The following is an 18,428-nucleotide window of genomic DNA, read 5'->3' as shown; positions in this document are numbered from 1 at the left end:
CTCGGTCGCCGCGTCCAGCGAGGGACAAGAGGTCCCTCTGGCAGTCTGGCGAACCCGACGACCTCGCGCGTGCCGTCTCGCGACCGCTTTCGGCGGCCGCTCGAAGGCACGCGCCGACGCATCCGTCGTTTATAACCCCGGTCGTCGCTTCTTGCTCCGCATCGCTCGCGCGAACTGCCACCCTTTTAGTCGCGCGCCGTCGGAGTGAGGCGTAATGAGTACGGACGCGACCCCCGAGTACGACTACGAGGAGCTGGGGCTCGTCGCCGGCCTGGAGATCCACCAGCAGCTCGACACGGAGACGAAGCTGTTCTGTGACTCCCCGACCGTCGAGCGCGACCCGGACGAGGCCGACCGGTCGATAACCCGTCAGCTCCACCCGACGAAGAGCGAACTGGGCGAGCTCGACGACGCGGCGATGGAGGAGAGCCGAGTCGACCGCGAGTTCACCTACCTCGCGTACGACACAACCTGTCTCGTCGAGGAGGACGACGAGCCGCCCAGACGCGTCGACGGCGAGGCGCTCTCGGTGGCGCTCCAGATCGCCGACCTGCTCGACCTCTCCGTCGTCGACCAGGCGCACGTCATGCGGAAGCTCGTCATCGACGGCTCGAACACCTCCGGCTTCCAGCGCTCGATCCTCCTCGGGCAGGACGGCGAGATCGAGACGGAGTCGGGGTCGGTGTCGGTCGTCGACCTCATGCTCGAAGAGGAGTCCGCGAAGCGCGTCGAGGAGACCGACGACGGCGTCGTCTACTCGCTCGACCGCCTCGGCGTCCCCCTCGTCGAGATCGGGACGGGCCCGGACATCCGCAGCCCCGAGGGCGCCCGGCAGGCGGCCGAGCGGATCGGCATGCTGCTCCGCTCGACGGGCGCGGTCAAGCGCGGGCTCGGCACCATTCGGCAGGACGTGAACGTCTCCATCGCGGACGGCGCCCGCGTCGAGGTGAAGGGCGTCCAGGACCTCCAGGGGATCGAGGACATCGTCCGCGGCGAGGTCGGCCGACAGGCGGAGCTGCTCGCGATCCGCGACGAACTCCGCGAGCGCGACGCGAGCGTCGGCGACGTCTCGGACGTGACCGACGTCTTCGCCGACACGGAGTCCGGGGTCATCCGCGGCGCGCTCGACGCGGGCGGGAAGGTGACCGCGGTCCCGCTGTTCGGCTTCGACGGCCTCGTCGGCCGCGAGATCCAGCCGGACCGGCGGCTCGGCACGGAGCTGTCCGACCACGCGAAGCGCCACGGCGCGGGCGGCATCTTCCACACCGACGAGCTGCCCGCGTACGGCGTCACCGAGGCGGAGGTCGACGCGCTCCGCGACGCGGTGGGCGCGGGCGAGGGCGACGCGGTCGCCATCGTCGCGGCCGACCCGGAGACCGCCGACCTCGCGATCGAGGCGGCCGCCGACCGCGCCGAGACCGCGATCGAGGGCGTCCCGGAGGAGACCCGCGGCGCGAACGACGACGGGACCACGCGCTACCTCCGGCCGCTGCCGGGCGCCGCACGCATGTACCCCGAGACGGACGTGCCGCCGGTCGAGCCGGACCCCTCCGACGTGGAGACGCCCGAGCTGCTCGACGAGAAGGCCGAGCGGTACGAGGCGGAGTTCGGCCTCGACGCCGGCCTCGCCGAGCAGGTCGCGTTCGGCCAGCGGTTCCCGCTGTTCGAGGCGGCCGTGGAGCGCGGCGCCGAGCCCACCTTCGCGGCGTCGACGCTGGAGTCGACGACGACGGAGATCCGGCGCGACGGCGCGCCCGTGGAGAACCTCACCGACGACCACTTCCTCGCGCTGTTCGACCTCGTCGAGGGCGGCGACCTCGCGAAGGAGGGCGTCCCCGAGGTGCTGACGACGCTCGCCGAGGACCCCGACTTGACGGCGAGCGAGGCGGTCGAAGAGGCCGGGCTCTCAGGCGTGAGCGAGGCGGAGGTCCGCGAGGCCGTCGTCGAGGTCGTCGAGCGCAACGCCGACCAGGTTGAGGCCGAGGGGATGGGCGCGTTCTCCGGGCTGATGGGCGAGGCCATGGGCGCGCTCCGCGGGAAGGCGGACGGCGAGGTCGTCTCCGACGTGTTACGCGAGGAGATCGGGAAGCGGTCGTAGCGTCTCCCGGTCGTCCCCGCTGGGTCACGTTCTCTCGATCGCCCCCGGTACGGCCCCTGCCACTTACTTGTCGGGCGGCCGTGTCTCGATCCGAGAGGTCAGACTCGATGGACGATTCTCCCCCGGCCGACTCCCCGAACGACTCACAACGGACCGACCTGTCGGACGACGCGCCGACGTCCGGCCCCGAGCCGGACCCGGCGGTCGCGAAGACGCGCGGCGACCGCGTCTCCGACGTGACGAACAAGTTCGTCCACGGCGTCGAACTGGCCGCAGCGGCGCTTTTCGCGCTGCTGTTCGGCATCGGCGTCGTCGACCTCGCGATCCAGATCGCCGAGTCGGTCCCCACGGGGGAGATCACCGACCCCAACACCGTCATCAGCTTCATCGAGACCGGACTGCTGCTGCTCATCATCGTCGAGGTGTACGAGACGGTCGTCGCGTACATCGAGCAGAGCGACACCCGCCGGATCGTCCGGCTCGTGATCTACACCGGCGTCATCGCGATGGTCAGGAAGGTGATCATCTTTCGCACCACAGAGTACTCGACCACGCAGGACGCCCTGTTCGCCGCGCTCTCGTACACCTTAGTCGTCCTCGGGCTCGTCGCACTGCTGTTCGTGGAGCGGTCCGTCGGACCGTCGCTCGGCCCCGACTGATCCGCGCAGCGGCCGCCCCGCCGTACTCGGCTCCCGAGCGCCGTGTCACTCCGTCAGCTCCTCGATCAGCGTGTCGATGTCGTACGTCGCCGGGGCGCGCGACTCGTCGCGGAGCGTCGCGATGGTGAACGTCGAGTTCGTGCGCTCGACCTGCGGGATCGCCTCGAAGTCGCTGATCAGCCGCTCGACGGTGTCCGAGGAGGAGAGCCGCGCGAGGACGACGAAGTCCGTCTCGCCCATCGTGAAGAACGCCTCCGTGACGCCCTCGACCGCCAGCAGCTCCTCGGCGAACTCCTCGTAGGGGCCCTCGTAGCTGGCGAGCACCTCGACGATGACGGTGACGCCGAGCCCGAGCGCCTCGTGGTCGAGGTCGTACAGGTCGTTCTCGATGACGCCGTCTTCGCGCAGGTTGTTCAGCCGATAGTGGATCGTCGACACCGGGATCCCGGTCTCCTCGTGGAGCCGTTCGGGGCTCCCGGTGCCGAGATCGGAGATGGCCTTCAACAGCCGCACGTCGCGCTCGTCCATACCCCCGGATCGACCCCCGACCGGTTGTATATGTCGACCGACAGGGTTGGAGTCTGCTCTAATATTCGAGCACAGTTAGGTGTTCGAATCGGATCTGATTCGTATGTCTGATTCTTCATTCCAAATGTCGGCTGTTTCGAGAGTATAATTTAACTACAGTCGCGTATTTCGAACGAGTAGCCAGTGAAACTCAGAAACTTCCTCTCTACTCCGGAAGCGATCGTCGCCGCGTTCCTCCTCCTCGCGACGCTGTGGGGGACCTCCTTCGTCGCCATCGAGGCCGGCCTCCACTACTTCCCGCCGCTGCTGTTCGCGGGGGTCAGGTACGCCGTCGCGGGCGCGGTCGTGCTCGGCTACGCCGCGGTCGCCGCGGACCGGTGGACGCCGCGGGGCCGCGACGAGTGGCTCGGCGTCGCCGTCGCGGGGACGTTCGTGATCGCGGCGTACCACGGGCTCCTCTACCTCGGCGAGGTCCGGATCTCCGGCGCGGTCGCCGCGGTCGTCGTGAGCCTCTCTCCGGTCTTGACGGCCGTCTTCGCGGCTGCGCTCCTCCCGAACGAACGCCTCGGCCCCGTCGAGATCGGCGGGTTCGCGCTCGGCGTCCTCGGGGTGGCCGTGGTCGCCGACCCGGCGGCGGCCGGGCTCGGCAGCGCGGCGGTCGTCGGCGTCGGCCTCGCGCTCGCGGGCGCGGTGGCCTTCTCGCTCGGCGCCGTCCTGCTGCGACCCCTCCGCACCGACCTGCCGATCGCCGCGCTTCAGGGGTGGGCGATGGTCATCGGGGCGGGCCAGCTCCTCGTCGCCGCCGCCGCGATCGGGGAGTCGCCCGCCGCGGTCGTCTGGAACCAGACGTCGATCGCGTCGCTCGCGTACCTGACGCTGCTGTCCGGCGTTGTCGCGTTCCTCCTGTACTTCGCGCTGCTCGACGCGGTCGGCCCGTCGCAGCTTCACCTCGTCGGCTACGCGGAGCCCGTCGTCGCCGCGGTCGGCAGCTGGCTCCTGCTCGGCCACCTCGTCGACGCGTCGGCGCTCGTCGGATTCGTCGCGATCCTCGCCGGCTTCCTCGTCTTGGAGCGCCGGGAGATCGCCGACTACGTCGGCGCCGACCGACTGACCGGATAGCGACCGGCGGAAAGGCTCCGCGCCGTCAGCGGGGATTTACCCCTCGATGTCCCGACTCAGCCCCGCGCGGAGGTCGCGGCCGAAGTAGTGCCCCAGCAGCGCGAGCGCCAGCCCGACGCCCCCGCCGACCGCGACCAGCGGGAGCCCCCACTGCGAGAGGTAGTCGATCCCGATGGGCAGGAAGCCGACGCCGAGGACGCTCGTCACCGCGCTGGCCGCGCCCGCCGCGCCGCCGGCGATCCCCGTCTCGACGTACCGGCGCGTCGAGAGCGCCAGGCCGAGGAGGAACGAGGCGACGAACACGCCGCCCGCGGTGCCGATCGTTCCCCCGATGAGCGGTATCAGCCCGCCGACGAACACGCCGACCGCGACGGTCGCGAGCGCGAGCCCCAACGCCTTCGCCGAGAACCACCGGCCCGAGACGCCGACCCTGCCGGCGTCCCCGGCGTTCCCGGCGCTCCGCGCGCCCGGTTCGGCGGCCGCGGCGCCGCCGGCGTCGGCGTCGGACGCCCCCTCGCCGCCACCGAGGTCGTCGTCGAGGAGGTCGTCGAGGTCGTCCATCGGGTCGTCGTCGGACGACTCGCGCTCCTTGGAGGGTTGCATACTCGACCGTTCGGGCCAGCGGACTTGGCTTTTGTGCCGCGACGGCAGTCGGAAGGCCCCCGATCACCGGGCCGAACGCCCGCGACGTCCCTTCGGAACCCCTCGACGGGCCGCCCGTGTGACGCGGTACCGTTCGCCGTTTCACCGGAAACGAGGTGTGGGGCCCGGGCGTCAGCCGCCGTCCGGCTCTCCGTCGCCCGCCTCGGACCGCCGCCCGCCCCACACGCGCTTGTCGACGAGCGACACCGTCATCGGGCGGTCGACCGCGATCTGACAGGAGAGCCGGGGGTAGCCGAACCGGTCGGCGAGCCGGTCGTGCCAGTGGTCGGCCGGCGGTCCCTCTCTGACGCGGACGCCGCAGGTCGCACAGATCCCTCGTCCGCCGCAGTTGAGGCGGCGGGTCGCGGCCGCGTACGGCGACAGCCCGGCGTCGAGCAGGACCCGGCGGAGGTTCCGTCCCCGCTCCACGTCGAGGTCGACGCGCTCGTCGCCGTCGACGACGACGAGCGACACGGTTTCGCTCCCGGCCTCCGTTCGGTCGTCGCCGTCGCGGTCCACGTCGGTCATCGGCGGTCCTTCGCGCCCCGGACACAAAGCGTCGGGGACCCGACGCGGCGTTCGAGACCCGGAACGGCTTTCGGCCAGGCCGCCGGATCGGGGCGTATGGACACGCGGCGCGCGCTGCTCGACGCCCTCGCGGCGGACGACGACCCGGTCTCTGGGCCCGCCCTCGCCGAGTCGCTCGACGTCTCCCGGGCGGCCGTCTGGAAGGCGGTCGAGGGGCTCCGCGAGGAGGGGTTCGCGGTCGAGTCGACGCCGGACGGATACGTCGCGCCCGACGACCCGGGCTACACCGGGCCGGGCATCGCGTTCGGGCTCGACGCCCCTTACTCGGTGGAGTACCACGACCGGGTCGGGTCGACGAACGAGCGGGCCCGCGAGCTCGCCGGAGAGGACGCCGCGGACGTCGCGGTGGTCGCCAACGAGCAGACGGGGAGCCGGGGGCGCCTCGACCGCGAGTGGGTGGCGCCGAGCGGCGGCGTCTGGCTGTCGGTCCTGACCCGCCCCGACGTGCCGACCGCGCGGGCGCCGCTCTTCACGCTCGCGGCCGCGGTCGCGACGACCGACGCCGCCCGCCAGGCCGGCGTCGACGCGCGGATCAAGTGGCCGAACGACGTGCTGGTCGGAGACGGGACGCCCGAGGAAAGCGCCCCCGCGTCGGATCTCGGCGGCCGCGGCGGCCGGAAGCTGGCGGGGATCCTCACGGAGATGGAGGGGGAGGCCGACCGCGTCGGCTGGCTCGTCGTCGGCGTCGGCGTCAACGCCAACCTCGACCCCGAGACGCTGCCCGCGGGCGCGACGTCGCTGTCGGCCGAGCGCGGCGCCCCGGTCGATCGGCGGCGGTTCGCCGCGACGCTGCTCGAACGCTACGCGGAGCTCACCGCGTCGCCCGGGGCGCTCGACGGCGTCCTCCCGGCGTGGCGCGAGCGAGCGAGCACGCTCGGGCGGCGCGTCCGCGTCGAGGCCGCCGACGGCGTCGTGGAGGGCACCGCCGTCGACGTCGCCGAGCCTGGCGCGCTCGTGGTCGACACCGACGAGGGCCGGCGGCGCGTCCACGCGGGCGACTGCGAACACCTCCGCGGCGCGGAGTGAGGAGAGCGGCCGAGCGCGAGCCTCCTCCCTATCCGGTCTCCGTCGCGTCCGAGACCGCCCCCTCGGCGTCGGTCCCGGCCGTCTCGCCCGCCGTCGCCGACTCGGCGGCGCTCGGCGGCTCCTCCCCGTCGCCGATCCGCACCGTCAACACCGGGACCGACGAGCCCCGCACGACCTTCTCCGCGACGCTGCCGAGGAGCAGCCGGTCGATGCCGCCGCGGCCGTGAGTGCCCATCACGACGAGGTCGCAGCCCGCCTCCTCGGCGTGGGTGATGACCTCGCGGCTGGGCGACCCCTCGACGACGACCGTCTCCACGTCCACGTCGCGGTCGGCGGCCAGTTCGCGGACCGTTTCGAGCGCCGCCTCCCCGTCGTCGTACAGCAGGTCGCCGACGCCCTCCCATGTCGTCTCCATCGGCATCCCGGCGTACCGCGCGGTGTCGACCACGTAGATGGCGCGGACCGAGGCCCCGTGGACCGCGGCGAGGTCGAGCGCGTGGCACACCGCCAGCTCCCCCTCCGAGGAGCCGTCGGTCGGGACCAGGATCCGGTCGTATAGGGGCATGTTCACATGACTCATATCGCCGACGACGGATAACCTTTTGCGGTTCTTGCCGGTTTCTCGCCGTCGCCCCGCCCCGGCCGCGACGGGGCGCGCGTTTATGCTCCGTCCCGTCGAGGGGACGGTATGTCCGACGAGATCACCCTCTCCCGGCTCGAACCGACGCTCGAAGATCACGCGTACCCCGCCGATCGAGACGCGCTCGCCGAGGCGTTCGCCGGCACCACGGTGTTGTTCGCCGACGGCGACGCCGACCTCGGCGACCTCCTCGCCCACGTCGATCAGGAGACGTTCGAGAGCGCCGACGACGCGCACGCCGCGCTCCAGAACGTCCTCCCCATCGAGGCGCTCGGGGAGCCGGGCCAGTCCGACGGCGACGCCTGACGAGGGCCGCTTTCTCGCTCCCTCGTCACCGTTCGCACGCCGCGGTCCCTCGTCATCGAGTCCCACGCCACGGCGCGTCTCGCATCGCTTTTTACCGCGGATCGCGGACTGGCGGTAATGAGTTACCGGATCGGTCTCGTCGGCAAGCCCTCGGTGGGGAAGTCGACGTTCTTCAACGCCGCGACCATGAACGACGTGCCGGAGGGGGCGTACCCGTTCACCACCATCGACCCGACCGTCGGCGAGGCGTACGTCCGCGTCGACTGCGCCGCCCCTGAGTTCGACGAGACGTGTACGCCGAGCGTCGGCGTCTGCCGCGAGGGGACGCGGTTCGTCCCGGTGAAGCTCGTCGACGTGGCCGGGCTCGTCCCGGGCGCCCACGAGGGGCGCGGGCTCGGCAACCAGTTCCTCACCGACCTCAACGAGACCGACGTGCTGATCCACGTCGTCGACTTCTCGGGGAAGACCGACATCGAGGGCGAGGCGACGGAGGGCCACGACCCCCGCGAGGACATCGACTTCCTGGAGGAGGAGTTGGACGCGTGGTACCTCGACGTGCTAGAGAAGGGCCTCGAGAAGTACGAGACGCGGTACCAGGGCGCCGACGCCGCCGTCGAGGAGGAGCTGGCCGAGCAGATGTCCGCGTTCGGGACGGACAAAGACCGGATGAAGCGGACCATCCTCGCGCAGGGGCTCGAACTCGACCCCGAGACGTGGGACGAGACGGACAAGGTCGAACTGGCCCGCGAGATCCGCAAGCGGACGAAGCCGATGGTGATCGCGGCCAACAAGATGGACACCCCCGAGGCGCAGGCGAACTGGGAGGAGATCACGTCGGACCCCGACTACGACCACCTGTCCTTCGTCCCCGCGAGCGCTCACGCCGAGAAGGCGCTGAAGAACGCCGACGAGGCGGGCGTCGTCGACTACACGCCCGGCGCGGACGAGTTCGAGATCGTCGGCGACGTCTCCGGCGAGCAGGCGGCCGGCCTCGATCGGATCGGCGAGTTCGTCGGCGAGTACGACGGCACGGGCGTCCAGGGCGCGCTCGAAGCCGCCGTCTTCGACGTGCTGGGCTGTATCGCGGTCTTCCCCGGCTCCGCCAACGGGAGCAAAGACGAGAAAGGGGTCTTCCGCGACTGCTTCATCCTCCCCGAGGGCTCCACGACGGAGGACTTCGCGTACCACATCCACTCGGACATCGGCGAGGGGCTCCTCCACGGCACCGACTGCCGGAGCGGCCGACAGGTCGGGACCGACCGCGAGCTCTCCCACCGCGACGTGATCGAACTGGTCTCGACGAAGCAGGCGGCGCCGTAGCCGCTCCGCGTCGTCGAGGCCCTGCCGCCCCGATCAGCTATTACCCGCCGGGGCCCAACCGGACCGCATGGAACGGACCGTCACGGTCGAACCAGAGGCCGGCCTCCACGCGCGACCCGCCTCGAAGCTGGTACAGACGGCGAACCGATTCGACGCCGACGTGTCGATCGGTCGCGCCGACGACGGCGACGGAGGCCTCGTCCGCGCCGACAGCATGCTCTCCGTCAGCGGGCTGAACGTCGGGCACGGCGAGTCGGTCTGCGTGGTCGCCGAGGGGCCCGACGCCGAGGCCGCACTCGACGCCGTCTGCGACCTGCTCACGAGTCCGGTTGAGGAGGCGGACGAGTCGGGGACCGACGGCGGCGACGCGGAGGACGCGCCGTGAGGACGCTCGCCGGCGTCGGCAGCACGCCGCGTGCGGGGGTCGGGACGACGCGCTGGTACCGTCCCGAGGCCGACCTGACGCTCCCGGACCGCCCCGACCCGGCGTCCGTCGACGCCGACGCCGAACTAGACCGGTACGAGGCGGCGCGGGACGCCGTGCGAGAGGCCCTACGCGACGCCCGGGACCGGGCGGCCGAGCGCGTCGGCGAGGAGGAGGCCGCGGTGTTCGAGGCCCACGAGGGGTTCCTCGACGACCCGACGATAATCGAGGACGTCGAGGCCGCGATCCGCGAGGGGACGCCCGCGGAACACGCCGTCGCGGACCGGTTCGACGAGGCCGTCGCGCAGTTCGAGGGGATGGAGGGGCGGATGGCCGAGCGCGCCGACGACCTGCGCGACGTCCGCGACCGGCTGCTCCGCGCGCTCCTCGCCGGAGACGGGCAGGCGTCGGCCGCCGCCGCTGGCCTCGCGGCCCTCCCCGACGGGACGGTCCTGCTCGCGGAGCGGCTCACGCCGAGCGACACCGCAGCGCTCGACCCCGAGGCGGTCGCCGGGGTCGCGACCGTCGAGGGGGGTCGTACCTCCCACGCCGCGATCATCGCGCGGTCGCTCGCGGTCCCCGCGGTCGTCGGCGTCGGCGAGGCGCTCGAATCGATCAACGACGGGGAGACGGTCCTCGTCGACGGCGAGGCCGGCGAGGTCGTCGTCGACCCCGACGAGGAACGCCGCGAATCGGTGCGGGAGTCCGGTCCGGACGCGATCCCCGAACGCGTCGCGACCGCCGACGGCCGGCCGATTGCGGTCGCCGCGAACGTGGGCGGCGAAGTCGAACTGGCGCCGGCCGCCGGGCGCGGCGCGGACGGGGTCGGACTGTTCCGGACCGAGTTCCTCTTCGTCGACCGCGAGGCGCCCCCGACCGAGGACGAGCAGTACGAGGCCGTGACGGCCGCGCTGTCGGCGTTCCCCGACGACCGCGTCGTCGTCCGGACGCTCGACGTGGGCGGCGACAAGCCGGTCCCGTACCTCGACCTCCCCGACGAGCCGAACCCGTTCCTCGGGCGGCGCGGGGTCCGGCTGTCGCTCGACGAGCACGCGGACCTCTTCGAGACGCAGCTCCGCGCGCTGCTCCGCGCCGCGGCGACCGAGGACGGCGACGGGCTCGCCGTCATGTTCCCGCTCGTCACGCGCGTCGAGGAGGTCGAGCGCGCGGTCGACGCCGTCGAGTCGGTCGCGGCCGACCTCGCCGACGAGGGCGTCGCCCATGTGGTCCCCGAACTGGGTGCGATGATCGAGACGCCCGCGGCGGCGTTCCTCGCGGACGCGCTCGCCGACCGGCTCGACTTCCTGAGCGTCGGGACGAACGACCTCGCGCAGTACGTGATGGCGGCCGACCGCGGCAACGATGCCGTCGCCGAGTACCACGACCCGCTCCACCCGGCGGTGCTGCGCGCGCTCGACCGCACGACGGCGGCCGCGGAGGGGAGCGACGCCTGGGTCGGGATGTGCGGCGAGATGGCCGGCGACCCGGCGCTGACGGAACTCCTCGTCGGGCTCGGCTTCGACGAGCTCAGCATGAGCGCGGTGACGGTGCCCGAGGTGAAGGCGCGCGTCCGCGAGGTCGACGCCGACGCCGCGGCGTCCCTCGCGAACGAGGCGCTCGCCTGCGAGACGCGCGGCGAGGTGCTGGACGCGCTCGGGCTCGGCGAGCGCGACGCGTAGCCGACTCGGAAAAACGGGCCGGCTCCGCCCCTACAGCTTCTCGATGTCCCGGGCGGACTCCGCCTGCTCGCGCACGGACTCGACCGTGGCCGAGGGGTCGGTCGCCGCGACCGCCGCGTTGACGGCGCCTTCGAGGACGGGCGCGTCCGCGATGACGGCCTCCGCGTCGCTCATCTCGACCGCGACGTCCGCGTTCATCACCGCGCTGCCCAGGTCGACGAGGACGACGACGCCGTCCGCGTCGCCTCCGTCTTCCTCGCCCCCGACCGCGTCGCTCCCGTCCTCGGAACCGGCCGCGGCGTCGATCGCCGTTTCGATCGCGTCGGGGACGGTGCCGATCCCGCCCTTCCCGTCGCCGCCGACCGGTTCGATCCGGGTGTCGCCAGCCATCTCGGCGGCGATCTCGGCGATCCCCTCGGCGGCGCGCTCGCTGTGCGAGACGACGACGATCCCGACCATCAGTCGCCCTCCGAGACCCCCGCGTCGTCGGGGTCCTCGTCCGGGATCGTCGGCGAGGCGGCGTCGGGCTCCGGGGCGTCGACGCCGAGCCGGTCGGCGGCGACCGCGAGCAGCTCTTCGAGGATGAACAAGGTGCTGGTCGCCCCCGGGTCCTGGTGCCCGACCGAGCGCCAGCCGAGGTAGGAGGCGCGCCCCTTCCGCGCCCGGATCGGAACGGTGAACGCGACGCCGCGCTCGGCGGCGTCGACCGCCTTCGCGAGCGCCTCGATCGGCGGCAGGTCGTCGGCCTCGATCGACTTCTTGAACGTGTGGACCGCGGGCGTCAGCGCGTCCACCATCGTCTGGTCGCCGACGCGCGCGTCGCCGCGGTCCTCGACCTTCTCCAAGTACGTCTCGGCGAACGCCACCGCCGTCTCGTGGCTGATACCCCCGTCGAGTTCGCCCGCCGCGAACACGAGCGACCCGCCGAACAGCGGACCCGAGGCGCCGCCGACCTCGGCCATCAGCGTCTTGCCGACCGTCTTCGCGACGGTCTCGGCGTCCGGGTCGTCGAGGTCGCGCGCGGCGTCGGCCGCCCGGGCCCAGCCGCGCGCCATGTTCCCGCCGTGGTCGGCGTCGCCGATCGCGGAGTCCAGCTGCGTGAGGTGGTCGCGCTCGGCCTCGATGCGCTCGGCGACGGCCTCGACGGCCGCGACGACCGCCGCCCCGTCGTCGCTCATTTCACCGTCAGCGCCGGGGTGTCGGCCGGCGCGTCGAACAGCTCCTTCAGTTCGGCGTCGACCGCGCACACCGTGATCGACGCGCCAGCCATGTCCAGCGAGGTCATGTAGTCGCCGACCCACGCGTCGTAGGTCTCCAGCCCGTGCTCCCCGAGCAGCTCCTGGAGGCGTCGGTTGACGACGAACAGCTCCATCTGCGGGGTGGCGCCCATCCCGTTGACGACCGTGAGCACCTCCTGTCCCTCGTCGAGGCCGAGGTCGTCGAGGACCGCCTCGGTCAGGTGCTCGGTGATCTCGTCGGCCGACATCACGTCCGTGCGCTCCGTGCCCGGCTCGCCGTGGATCCCGATGCCGAGTTCGATCTCGTCGTCGCCGAGATCGAAGGTGGGCTCGCCCTTCTCCGGGGTGACACACGAGGTGAGCGCGGTGCCCATCGTGCCGACGTTGTCGACCACCTTCTCGGCGACGCGCTTGACCTCGCTCAGGTCGGCGCCCTGCGCGGCCTTCGCGCCGGCGGCCTTGTGGACGAGGATCGTTCCGCAGACGCCGCGACGCCCGGAGGTGTACAGCGAGTCCTCGACTGCCACGTCGTCGTTCACCACGACGCTCTCGACCTCGATCCCCTCCATCTCCGCGAGCTCGATGGCGGTCTCGAAGTTCATCACGTCGCCCTCGTAGTTCTTGATGATCGCGAGGACGCCGTCGCCCGCGTCGCAGGCGCCGATCAGTTCCTCGAACTCGTCGGCCGTCGGCGAGGAGAACACGTCGCCCGCGGCCGCGCCGTCCAGCATTCCGTCGCCGACGTACCCCGCATGGGTCGGCTCGTGGCCGCTGCCGCCCCCTGTCACCAGCGCTACCTTCCCGTCGATCGGCCCATCGTCGCGGACGAGCACCTGCGTGTCCGGCAGGCGTCGCAGGCGGTCGGGATACGCCGCCGTCATGCCGTCCAGCATCTCGTCGACGACGTCGTCCGGGTCGTTGATCAGCTTCTTCATGATCGTTGGTACCGACTCACTCGGTTCGCATAAGCGTAGTGGCCCTCAGCGCCGCCGTGCCCCCCGTCGAGCGGTCAGGTGGGCGCCAGTTCGCGGGTGCCGAACTCGTGACACCGGGCGACACCGGAGTCGGTCCGGTCGGGCACGCGGAACCCGTAGCCACTTTCGCAGACGCCGCCGTCGTCGAACGGATTCATGCCCCGCCGACGGAGAGCTGCGTGTAAACGCCTGTGGTCGGGTTCGTTCCGGGATTTCGCGGGATACACGGCGTGGGTCCGCCTCGCCGCTGCCGCTCTCACTCCCCGCACACGGCCCGCGCGTGTCACCCGTCTTCCGATCGTCGCTCCCGAATCCGTTCCCTTCGACCGATCGTAAGCTTCCGGCACTCCCGACGCGGGCTCCCCTCGTCGACGCCGCGGTCACCACGACCGAGCGCTGCTCCTTGACCGCTTGATCGGGGCCGGCGGGAGCCTCGCCGAACCCACCGACGAGGCGGCGGCAACGGAGCGAGGCCGGCGCCCGACGGGTTACGACACCGCGTCGCGGACCGCGCCCGGGACATCCGATCGGTCGATCTCCCGAACCGACGAGGTGTCGGGCTCGGTCTCCCCGTACTTGTACCCCGACCCGGTCAGTATCACGGCGACGTCGTCGCCGGGACCGAACTCGCCGGCCGCGGCGAGGTCCCGCACGGCGGCCGTGGCCACGGCGCAAGACGGCTCGACCGAGACGCCGGCGTCGGCCGCGAGGCGGTCCGTTTCGGCGAGCATCGCCTCCTCGGGGACGGAGACGACGCCGCCGTCCGTCTCCGCGACGGCGGCCAGCGCCCGGTTTCCGCTCGGCGGGTCTGCGTTGTTGATCGAGACGGCCGCCGTCGGCTCGCCCGTGACCGGCTCGACGCGCGACGCCCCGCGACGGTACGCCTGCGCGATCGGGTCGCAACGTGCGGTCTGCGCGAGGTAGATCCGCGGCGTCGCCGTGAGAAGCCCCGCCGCGTCCAGTTCCCTGAGCGCCTTCCAGACCCCGCTCGCCTGCCCGCCGCTGCTGACCGGTAAGACGATCGCGTCGGGTGCGTCGGGGGCGAACGCCTCGCAGATCTCGTACGCGACCGTCTTCTGTCCGGCCACCCGGAGCGGGGCGTCCGAGTTGAGAAACGCGGCGCCGAGGTCGTGTTCGAGGGTGTCGTGGTAGAGCCGCCCGTACTCCCCGTGGACCCGGAACAGGTGCGGGTCGTGTTGGGCGATCATCGCGAGCCGGGAGTCCGGGGTGTCCTCGGCCACGAGGATGACCGCCTCCCGGTCCGCCGCGGCGGCGTGGGCGGCGACGCTCAACGCCATGTTGCCGTGCGAGACCGTTCCGACCGGTCCGTCGACACGACTGATACCGACGGCCGTTCCGCGGTCCTTGAAGCTCCCCGTCGGATTGACGCCCTCCACCTTGAGGTGGACCCGAGGGCCGTCCGTCGATTCGATCGACGGCGCACGGAACAGCGGCGTCCCGCCCGCGGCGGCGGCGAGCCCGGTCGGCGTCGTCGCGGGGAGGACGGACTCGTATCGCCAGAGCGCGTCTCGACCGAGCGAACCGTCGCTCGCGTCGGGCCAGTCGAACGCCGCCGCGTCGGTCTCGAACCAGAGCGGCTCGCCGCAGCGACACCGGGTCACGTCTCCGAACGGATACGTCTCCCCGCAGTCGTAACACGTCAGCTGCTCCATACCCATCTCTCACGGGCGGTGTACAAATGATTGATCGCGGGGGCCGATCGCGGTATCGGTCGGCACTCGGAGGCCGTGGATGCGATACCCCTCAGCAGAATTCCAACCCTGATAAGACACGCTACCGGTGCCTCTCTGGGTGTAGAAGACCGAAATTGGGTGGCTGGGGAGTCCCAGCCCACCAATCCCGAGCGGCCAAAGACCGCTCGCGAAGCAGGTGGGCCAACACGGATTTGAACCGTGGACCTCCCGGTTATCAGCCGAGCGCTCAACCTGACTGAGCTATTGGCCCAGGTGAGCGCATCCAATCGTTGCGCGGGTAGGATTTTAAGGGTTTCCTTTCGTGAGCCGCCCGCCGTGTGGCGGTTTGACGGACCCTCACGACCTCCACGTCGTCAGTCGGTTCCCTTCCGCTCCTCCTCTTCGACGGTGAAATCCACGTCGACAACGTCGTCGTCCGCCGACCCGCCGCCGGCGTCAGCGTTCTCCCCGACACTTCCGTCGGTATCGGGGCCGTCGCCGCCGTCGAACCCGTCCGGGCCGTCACCGGGAAACCCGCTACCGCCCATCGTGAAGCCGCCGTCGCCGTCGTTCGGGAAGCCGCCGATGTAGACGTTGCCCGAGAGGAAGCCGTCCGTCTCGCGTTCGATGTACGGGATGACGACGTACTTCTTCAGGGCCACGCGGATCGGCACCCGGGAGAGCGGGAGCGCGAGCAGGAAGCCGACCGCGTCGGTGACGAGCCCCGGCGTGAGCAGGAACGCGCCCGCGGCGATGAGCAGCCCGCCGTCGAGCAGTTCGTCGGTCGGCGGCTTCCCCTGCGCGACCTTCCGTTGGAGGCGCGCGAGGGTCGCTCGCCCCTCGGCGCGGAGCAGGAGCATCCCGAGGACGGCCGTCAACACGACCAAGGCGACCGTCACCGGCCACCCGAGCCGCGTCGCGACCACGATCAGGAACAGCGCGTCCACGAGGGGGACGACGAGGAGCAGCGCGAGCAGCGTTCGCGGGCGCATACCCCCGCCTTTCCGCCGGGCGCCCATAGCCCTTTTCGTCGCGGTCGGGGTCTGACGAGAGCTTGCGGCGCGCTCGCATCGCGCTCGGTCCGCGCTCGATCTGGTCTCGCGACGCCGATCGGGTGCGCCGGTCGCGCCCGCCGCGACCGCCACGACTTTGCCCGCCCGGGCCGAGCCGGCGGTATGGACATCGTCGGCGCGCTCGGTCGCGACCCGCCGGACCGCGAGTCGCTTCCGCGGTGGGTCGCGCCGCTCCCGCAACGACTGGAGGACGTCGCCTTCCGGTTCGCGTGGGTCATCGTCGCCATTAACCTCGTCGGCACCGCGTTCGGCTTCTGGTACTACCGATTCCAGTTCCGCGCTCTCCCGACCGAGATGTGGCTGTTCATCCCGGACAGCCCGGGCGCGACGCTGCTCATCGCGATCGCGCTCGGCGCGTGGGCGCTCGGGCGGTCGAGCGACACGCTCGCCGCGCTGGCGTTCTTCGGGAACGTCAAGCTCGGGCTGTGGACCCCGTACGTCCTCGTCGTCTTCTGGCCGGAGTTCCTCGCGGTCAACGGTCCGGCGCTGTACGCCTTCCTGTTCTTCAGCCACCTCGCGATGGTGGTCCAGGCGTTCGTCCTCCACCGGATCACCGACTTCCCGCTGAAGGCGGTCGCGGTCGCGACCGCGTGGTACACAACCGACCTGCTGATGGACTACTTCGTGCCCGTGATCGGCGAGGTGACCCACACCTCGCTGCCGTACGCCGACGGCGCGCCGTGGTTCACGACGACCGTCCTCCAGGTCGCGGCCGCCGGCGCGGTCGTCCTCACCGTGATCCCGCTGTTCTGGACGCTCGGAACTCGGATCGCGACGCTGCGAGGCCGCGCGAGCGACTCCGGGTCGTAACCGCGGCGGGGGGAGCGTCGAGCCCGCCCGCGCTCACCGATTTAAGTGGACAGCCGACCTCCACGGGGGTATGAGCCACTACGAGCGGATCGCGGACCTGACGGTCACGATCGAGTCGGTCTCGCGGCGACGACACACGGCGAACACGACGAGCGGCTTCGAGCGGACGACGACGGAGTACCGGCTCTCCGGCGACGGCGTCGTCGGCAGGGGGGAAGACGTCACCTACGAGACCGCCGACCACGACGCCCTCGCCGGCACCGACCCGATCGACATCGAGGGGGAGTGGACGATCGACGCGCTGTCCGACCGACTCGACGAGATCGACCTCTTCCACGGCCACGAGCCCGCAAACGAGACGTCCCGCAACTACCGCCGGTGGGCGGTCGAGAGCGCGGCGCTCGACTTGGCCCTCAGACAGCACGGGGAGTCGCTCGGTGAGCGCCTCGGCGTCGACCCCGAACCGGTCCGCTTCGTCGTCTCGACGCGACTCGGCGACCCGCCCTCGACCGACCGCGTCGAGGCGCTGCTCGCGCGAGACCCGGAGTTGGAGTTCAAGCTCGACCCCACGCCGGAGTGGCCGGAGTCGGCCTTCGAGACGCTGCGGGAGACCGACGCCGTGCGCGTCCTCGATCTGAAGGGCTGGTACGAGGGGACCGAGGTGGACGTCGAGCCCGACCCGGAGCTGTACCGCGACGTGTTCGCGGCGTTCCCGGCCGCGGTCGTGGAGGACCCGGCGTTCACGCCCGCGACGAGCGCGCTCGTCCAGCCGCAGGCGGACCGGCTCTCGTTCGACTATCCGATCGACGGCGTCGAGAGCCTCGAATCCCTCCCTGTCGAGCCCGGCTGGTGTAACGTCAAGCCCTCGCGGTTCGGCACGCTCGAATCGCTGTTCGAGACGATCGCCTACTGCGAGGAGGAGGGGATCCAGCTGTACGGCGGCGGGCAGTTCGAACTCGCGAGCGGCCGCACCGCAATCCAGACGCTCGCCGCGCTGTGTTACCCCGACGCGCCGAACGACGTGGCGCCGCGAGCCTACAACGACCCCGACGCCGAGCCGCCGTATCCGAAGAGCCCGCTCCGACCGAGCGACGACGTGGTCGGCTTCGAGTTCTGAAACGACGGGACTCCAATCGGTTACTGGGTCAACTATTTACAAATGGCTCTGCGGTGGCGCGTGCCTCCGACTGGCCGCCGTTGGCGGCCGCGAGGAGCACGCGCGAGGGAGTCAGTCGCCCGAAGCGAAGCGAGGACGGCTGACGAGGCTGGGGAGGTGTGAGGCGCTGTGCGGGGTGGGACTCAAAGGGGCAGCCGCGAGGACGACGGCGCGTGACGTAAGCACCGGAGTGAGTGAGCGGAGCGAACGAACGAGGAGCGCAGCGAGCGCACCGAGTCCTCGCGGCTGGGGCTTTGGCGGTGTCCACCGTTGATTGGGCGTCACCCACGTACGGCCGAGCAGCTAGGGCTTTGGCGGTGTACGCCGTCAGTCCGTCAGCAGCCACTTATAAGCAAGTAACTGGGATTGTGGCGCTGTCCGACGTTGACTCGCAAACGTTCACTTATAAATAAACGGCCGAACCCACGGAGCAACCGATCCTGCCGCAGCACAC

20 protein-coding genes and 1 tRNA gene are annotated in these 18,428 nt (G+C 71.4%); 10 read left to right on the top strand and 11 right to left on the bottom strand.

What is annotated here, in order from left to right; genetic code table 11:
* Positions 1–214 precede the first annotated feature (214 nt).
* Positions 215–2,098 (top strand): Glu-tRNA(Gln) amidotransferase subunit GatE, encoded by a 1,884-nt coding sequence (gatE, locus tag AMR74_RS07545; RefSeq protein ID WP_053771442.1) that lies wholly within the window; start codon positions 215–217, stop codon positions 2,096–2,098.
* A gap of 107 nt (positions 2,099–2,205) precedes the next feature.
* Positions 2,206–2,757, top strand: a complete 552-nt coding sequence (locus tag AMR74_RS07540) for a phosphate-starvation-inducible PsiE family protein (RefSeq protein WP_053771441.1) — start codon at positions 2,206–2,208, stop codon at positions 2,755–2,757.
* 45 nt (positions 2,758–2,802) lie between these two features.
* Here the strand turns inward: AMR74_RS07540 and AMR74_RS07535 are convergent, their stop codons facing one another.
* The gene (locus AMR74_RS07535; RefSeq protein WP_053771440.1) at positions 2,803–3,285 is read right to left on the bottom strand and encodes an Lrp/AsnC family transcriptional regulator; all 483 of its coding nucleotides are present in this window, start codon (positions 3,283–3,285) and stop codon (positions 2,803–2,805) included.
* A gap of 183 nt (positions 3,286–3,468) precedes the next feature.
* Here AMR74_RS07535 and AMR74_RS07530 point away from each other — a divergent pair, with 183 nt between their 5' ends.
* On the top strand, positions 3,469–4,404 hold the full coding sequence (locus tag AMR74_RS07530) for a DMT family transporter (RefSeq protein WP_053771439.1): 936 nt from the start codon (positions 3,469–3,471) through the stop codon (positions 4,402–4,404).
* A 36-nt stretch (positions 4,405–4,440) separates the two neighbouring features.
* Here AMR74_RS07530 and AMR74_RS07525 read toward each other — a convergent pair whose 3' ends face one another.
* On the bottom strand, positions 4,441–5,007 hold the full coding sequence (locus tag AMR74_RS07525) for a hypothetical protein (RefSeq protein WP_053771438.1): 567 nt from the start codon (positions 5,005–5,007) through the stop codon (positions 4,441–4,443).
* Between the two features lie 171 nt (positions 5,008–5,178).
* Complete coding sequence (locus tag AMR74_RS07520; RefSeq protein ID WP_053771437.1) at positions 5,179–5,574, bottom strand: 2Fe-2S iron-sulfur cluster-binding protein; 396 nt, start codon at positions 5,572–5,574, stop codon at positions 5,179–5,181.
* A gap of 96 nt (positions 5,575–5,670) precedes the next feature.
* Between AMR74_RS07520 and AMR74_RS07515 the strand changes: the two genes are divergently transcribed.
* A complete protein-coding gene (locus AMR74_RS07515; protein WP_053771436.1) occupies positions 5,671–6,660 on the top strand; it encodes a biotin--[acetyl-CoA-carboxylase] ligase in 990 nt (329 codons plus the stop codon).
* Between the two features lie 28 nt (positions 6,661–6,688).
* On the opposite strand, the gene AMR74_RS07510 is transcribed toward AMR74_RS07515, so the two are convergent.
* Complete coding sequence (locus AMR74_RS07510) at positions 6,689–7,225, bottom strand: universal stress protein (RefSeq protein ID WP_053771506.1); 537 nt, start codon at positions 7,223–7,225, stop codon at positions 6,689–6,691.
* A gap of 123 nt (positions 7,226–7,348) precedes the next feature.
* Here AMR74_RS07510 and AMR74_RS07505 point away from each other — a divergent pair, with 123 nt between their 5' ends.
* The 4 genes from AMR74_RS07505 to ptsP all read left to right on the top strand — a co-directional run bounded on the left by AMR74_RS07505 (position 7,349) and on the right by ptsP (position 11,029).
* Positions 7,349–7,606, top strand: a complete 258-nt coding sequence (locus AMR74_RS07505; protein WP_053771435.1) for a DUF5789 family protein — start codon at positions 7,349–7,351, stop codon at positions 7,604–7,606.
* Positions 7,607–7,723: 117 nt separating this feature from the next.
* Positions 7,724–8,926, top strand: coding sequence for a redox-regulated ATPase YchF (locus tag AMR74_RS07500; protein WP_053771434.1), 1,203 nt, complete (start codon positions 7,724–7,726; stop codon positions 8,924–8,926).
* Positions 8,927–8,993: 67 nt separating this feature from the next.
* Positions 8,994–9,311 carry an HPr family phosphocarrier protein gene (locus AMR74_RS07495; protein ID WP_053771433.1) on the top strand — a complete coding sequence of 106 codons (318 nt, stop codon included), beginning with the start codon at positions 8,994–8,996 and terminating at the stop codon, positions 9,309–9,311.
* The gene (gene ptsP, locus AMR74_RS07490; RefSeq protein ID WP_053771432.1) at positions 9,308–11,029 is read left to right on the top strand and encodes a phosphoenolpyruvate--protein phosphotransferase; all 1,722 of its coding nucleotides are present in this window, start codon (positions 9,308–9,310) and stop codon (positions 11,027–11,029) included. The genes AMR74_RS07495 and ptsP overlap by 4 nt, the downstream gene beginning before the upstream one ends.
* 30 nt (positions 11,030–11,059) lie before the next feature.
* Here ptsP and AMR74_RS07485 read toward each other — a convergent pair whose 3' ends face one another.
* The 7 genes from AMR74_RS07485 to AMR74_RS07460 form a co-directional block, all read right to left on the bottom strand.
* Complete coding sequence (locus AMR74_RS07485) at positions 11,060–11,488, bottom strand: PTS-dependent dihydroxyacetone kinase phosphotransferase subunit DhaM (protein ID WP_053771431.1); 429 nt, start codon at positions 11,486–11,488, stop codon at positions 11,060–11,062.
* The gene (gene dhaL / locus AMR74_RS07480; RefSeq protein ID WP_053771430.1) at positions 11,488–12,207 is read right to left on the bottom strand and encodes a dihydroxyacetone kinase subunit DhaL; all 720 of its coding nucleotides are present in this window, start codon (positions 12,205–12,207) and stop codon (positions 11,488–11,490) included. Before dhaL ends, AMR74_RS07485 begins: the two co-directional genes overlap by 1 nt.
* Positions 12,204–13,202 carry a dihydroxyacetone kinase subunit DhaK gene (dhaK, locus tag AMR74_RS07475; protein ID WP_053771429.1) on the bottom strand — a complete coding sequence of 333 codons (999 nt, stop codon included), beginning with the start codon at positions 13,200–13,202 and terminating at the stop codon, positions 12,204–12,206. The genes dhaL and dhaK overlap by 4 nt, the downstream gene beginning before the upstream one ends.
* 74 nt (positions 13,203–13,276) lie before the next feature.
* On the bottom strand, positions 13,277–13,399 hold the full coding sequence (locus tag AMR74_RS19795) for a hypothetical protein (RefSeq protein WP_276203079.1): 123 nt from the start codon (positions 13,397–13,399) through the stop codon (positions 13,277–13,279).
* 330 nt (positions 13,400–13,729) lie between these two features.
* The gene (locus AMR74_RS07470; protein ID WP_053771428.1) at positions 13,730–14,914 is read right to left on the bottom strand and encodes a threonine synthase; all 1,185 of its coding nucleotides are present in this window, start codon (positions 14,912–14,914) and stop codon (positions 13,730–13,732) included.
* Positions 14,915–15,132: 218 nt separating this feature from the next.
* A tRNA-Ile gene (locus AMR74_RS07465) sits at positions 15,133–15,206 on the bottom strand.
* Positions 15,207–15,309: 103 nt separating this feature from the next.
* Complete coding sequence (locus tag AMR74_RS07460) at positions 15,310–15,927, bottom strand: FxsA family protein (RefSeq protein ID WP_053771427.1); 618 nt, start codon at positions 15,925–15,927, stop codon at positions 15,310–15,312.
* Between the two features lie 183 nt (positions 15,928–16,110).
* On the opposite strand from AMR74_RS07460, the gene AMR74_RS07455 reads away from it, so the two are divergent.
* Both AMR74_RS07455 and AMR74_RS07450 read left to right on the top strand, forming a co-directional pair.
* Entirely contained in the window at positions 16,111–16,818 is a 708-nt protein-coding gene (locus AMR74_RS07455; protein ID WP_053771426.1) for a DUF1405 domain-containing protein, read from the top strand.
* Positions 16,819–16,888: 70 nt separating this feature from the next.
* Complete coding sequence (locus tag AMR74_RS07450; RefSeq protein ID WP_053771425.1) at positions 16,889–17,935, top strand: enolase; 1,047 nt, start codon at positions 16,889–16,891, stop codon at positions 17,933–17,935.
* Positions 17,936–18,428: the final 493 nt, after the last annotated feature.

It is taken from the genome of Halorubrum tropicale (genome assembly GCF_001280455.1).
Lineage (GTDB): Archaea > Halobacteriota > Halobacteria > Halobacteriales > Haloferacaceae > Halorubrum > Halorubrum tropicale.
Note: the sequence above shows the minus strand (reverse complement) of the source record. Positions and strands in the feature narration are given on the sequence as shown.

Coding starts and splice junctions, on each gene's coding strand:
- dhaL (WP_053771430.1), bottom strand. CDS start 12,207: ATGAGCGACGACGGGGCGGCGGTCGTCGCGGCCGTCGAGGCCGTCGCC.
- AMR74_RS07510 (WP_053771506.1), bottom strand. CDS start 7,225: ATGCCCCTATACGACCGGATCCTGGTCCCGACCGACGGCTCCTCGGAG.
- dhaK (WP_053771429.1), bottom strand. CDS start 13,202: ATGAAGAAGCTGATCAACGACCCGGACGACGTCGTCGACGAGATGCTG.
- AMR74_RS07450 (WP_053771425.1), top strand. CDS start 16,889: ATGAGCCACTACGAGCGGATCGCGGACCTGACGGTCACGATCGAGTCG.
- AMR74_RS07525 (WP_053771438.1), bottom strand. CDS start 5,007: ATGCAACCCTCCAAGGAGCGCGAGTCGTCCGACGACGACCCGATGGAC.
- AMR74_RS07540 (WP_053771441.1), top strand. CDS start 2,206: ATGGACGATTCTCCCCCGGCCGACTCCCCGAACGACTCACAACGGACC.
- AMR74_RS07495 (WP_053771433.1), top strand. CDS start 8,994: ATGGAACGGACCGTCACGGTCGAACCAGAGGCCGGCCTCCACGCGCGA.
- AMR74_RS19795 (WP_276203079.1), bottom strand. CDS start 13,399: ATGAATCCGTTCGACGACGGCGGCGTCTGCGAAAGTGGCTACGGGTTC.
- AMR74_RS07515 (WP_053771436.1), top strand. CDS start 5,671: ATGGACACGCGGCGCGCGCTGCTCGACGCCCTCGCGGCGGACGACGAC.
- AMR74_RS07535 (WP_053771440.1), bottom strand. CDS start 3,285: ATGGACGAGCGCGACGTGCGGCTGTTGAAGGCCATCTCCGATCTCGGC.
- AMR74_RS07460 (WP_053771427.1), bottom strand. CDS start 15,927: ATGCGCCCGCGAACGCTGCTCGCGCTGCTCCTCGTCGTCCCCCTCGTG.
- gatE (WP_053771442.1), top strand. CDS start 215: ATGAGTACGGACGCGACCCCCGAGTACGACTACGAGGAGCTGGGGCTC.
- AMR74_RS07470 (WP_053771428.1), bottom strand. CDS start 14,914: ATGGAGCAGCTGACGTGTTACGACTGCGGGGAGACGTATCCGTTCGGA.
- AMR74_RS07455 (WP_053771426.1), top strand. CDS start 16,111: ATGGACATCGTCGGCGCGCTCGGTCGCGACCCGCCGGACCGCGAGTCG.
- AMR74_RS07500 (WP_053771434.1), top strand. CDS start 7,724: ATGAGTTACCGGATCGGTCTCGTCGGCAAGCCCTCGGTGGGGAAGTCG.
- AMR74_RS07520 (WP_053771437.1), bottom strand. CDS start 5,574: ATGACCGACGTGGACCGCGACGGCGACGACCGAACGGAGGCCGGGAGC.
- AMR74_RS07505 (WP_053771435.1), top strand. CDS start 7,349: ATGTCCGACGAGATCACCCTCTCCCGGCTCGAACCGACGCTCGAAGAT.
- AMR74_RS07485 (WP_053771431.1), bottom strand. CDS start 11,488: ATGGTCGGGATCGTCGTCGTCTCGCACAGCGAGCGCGCCGCCGAGGGG.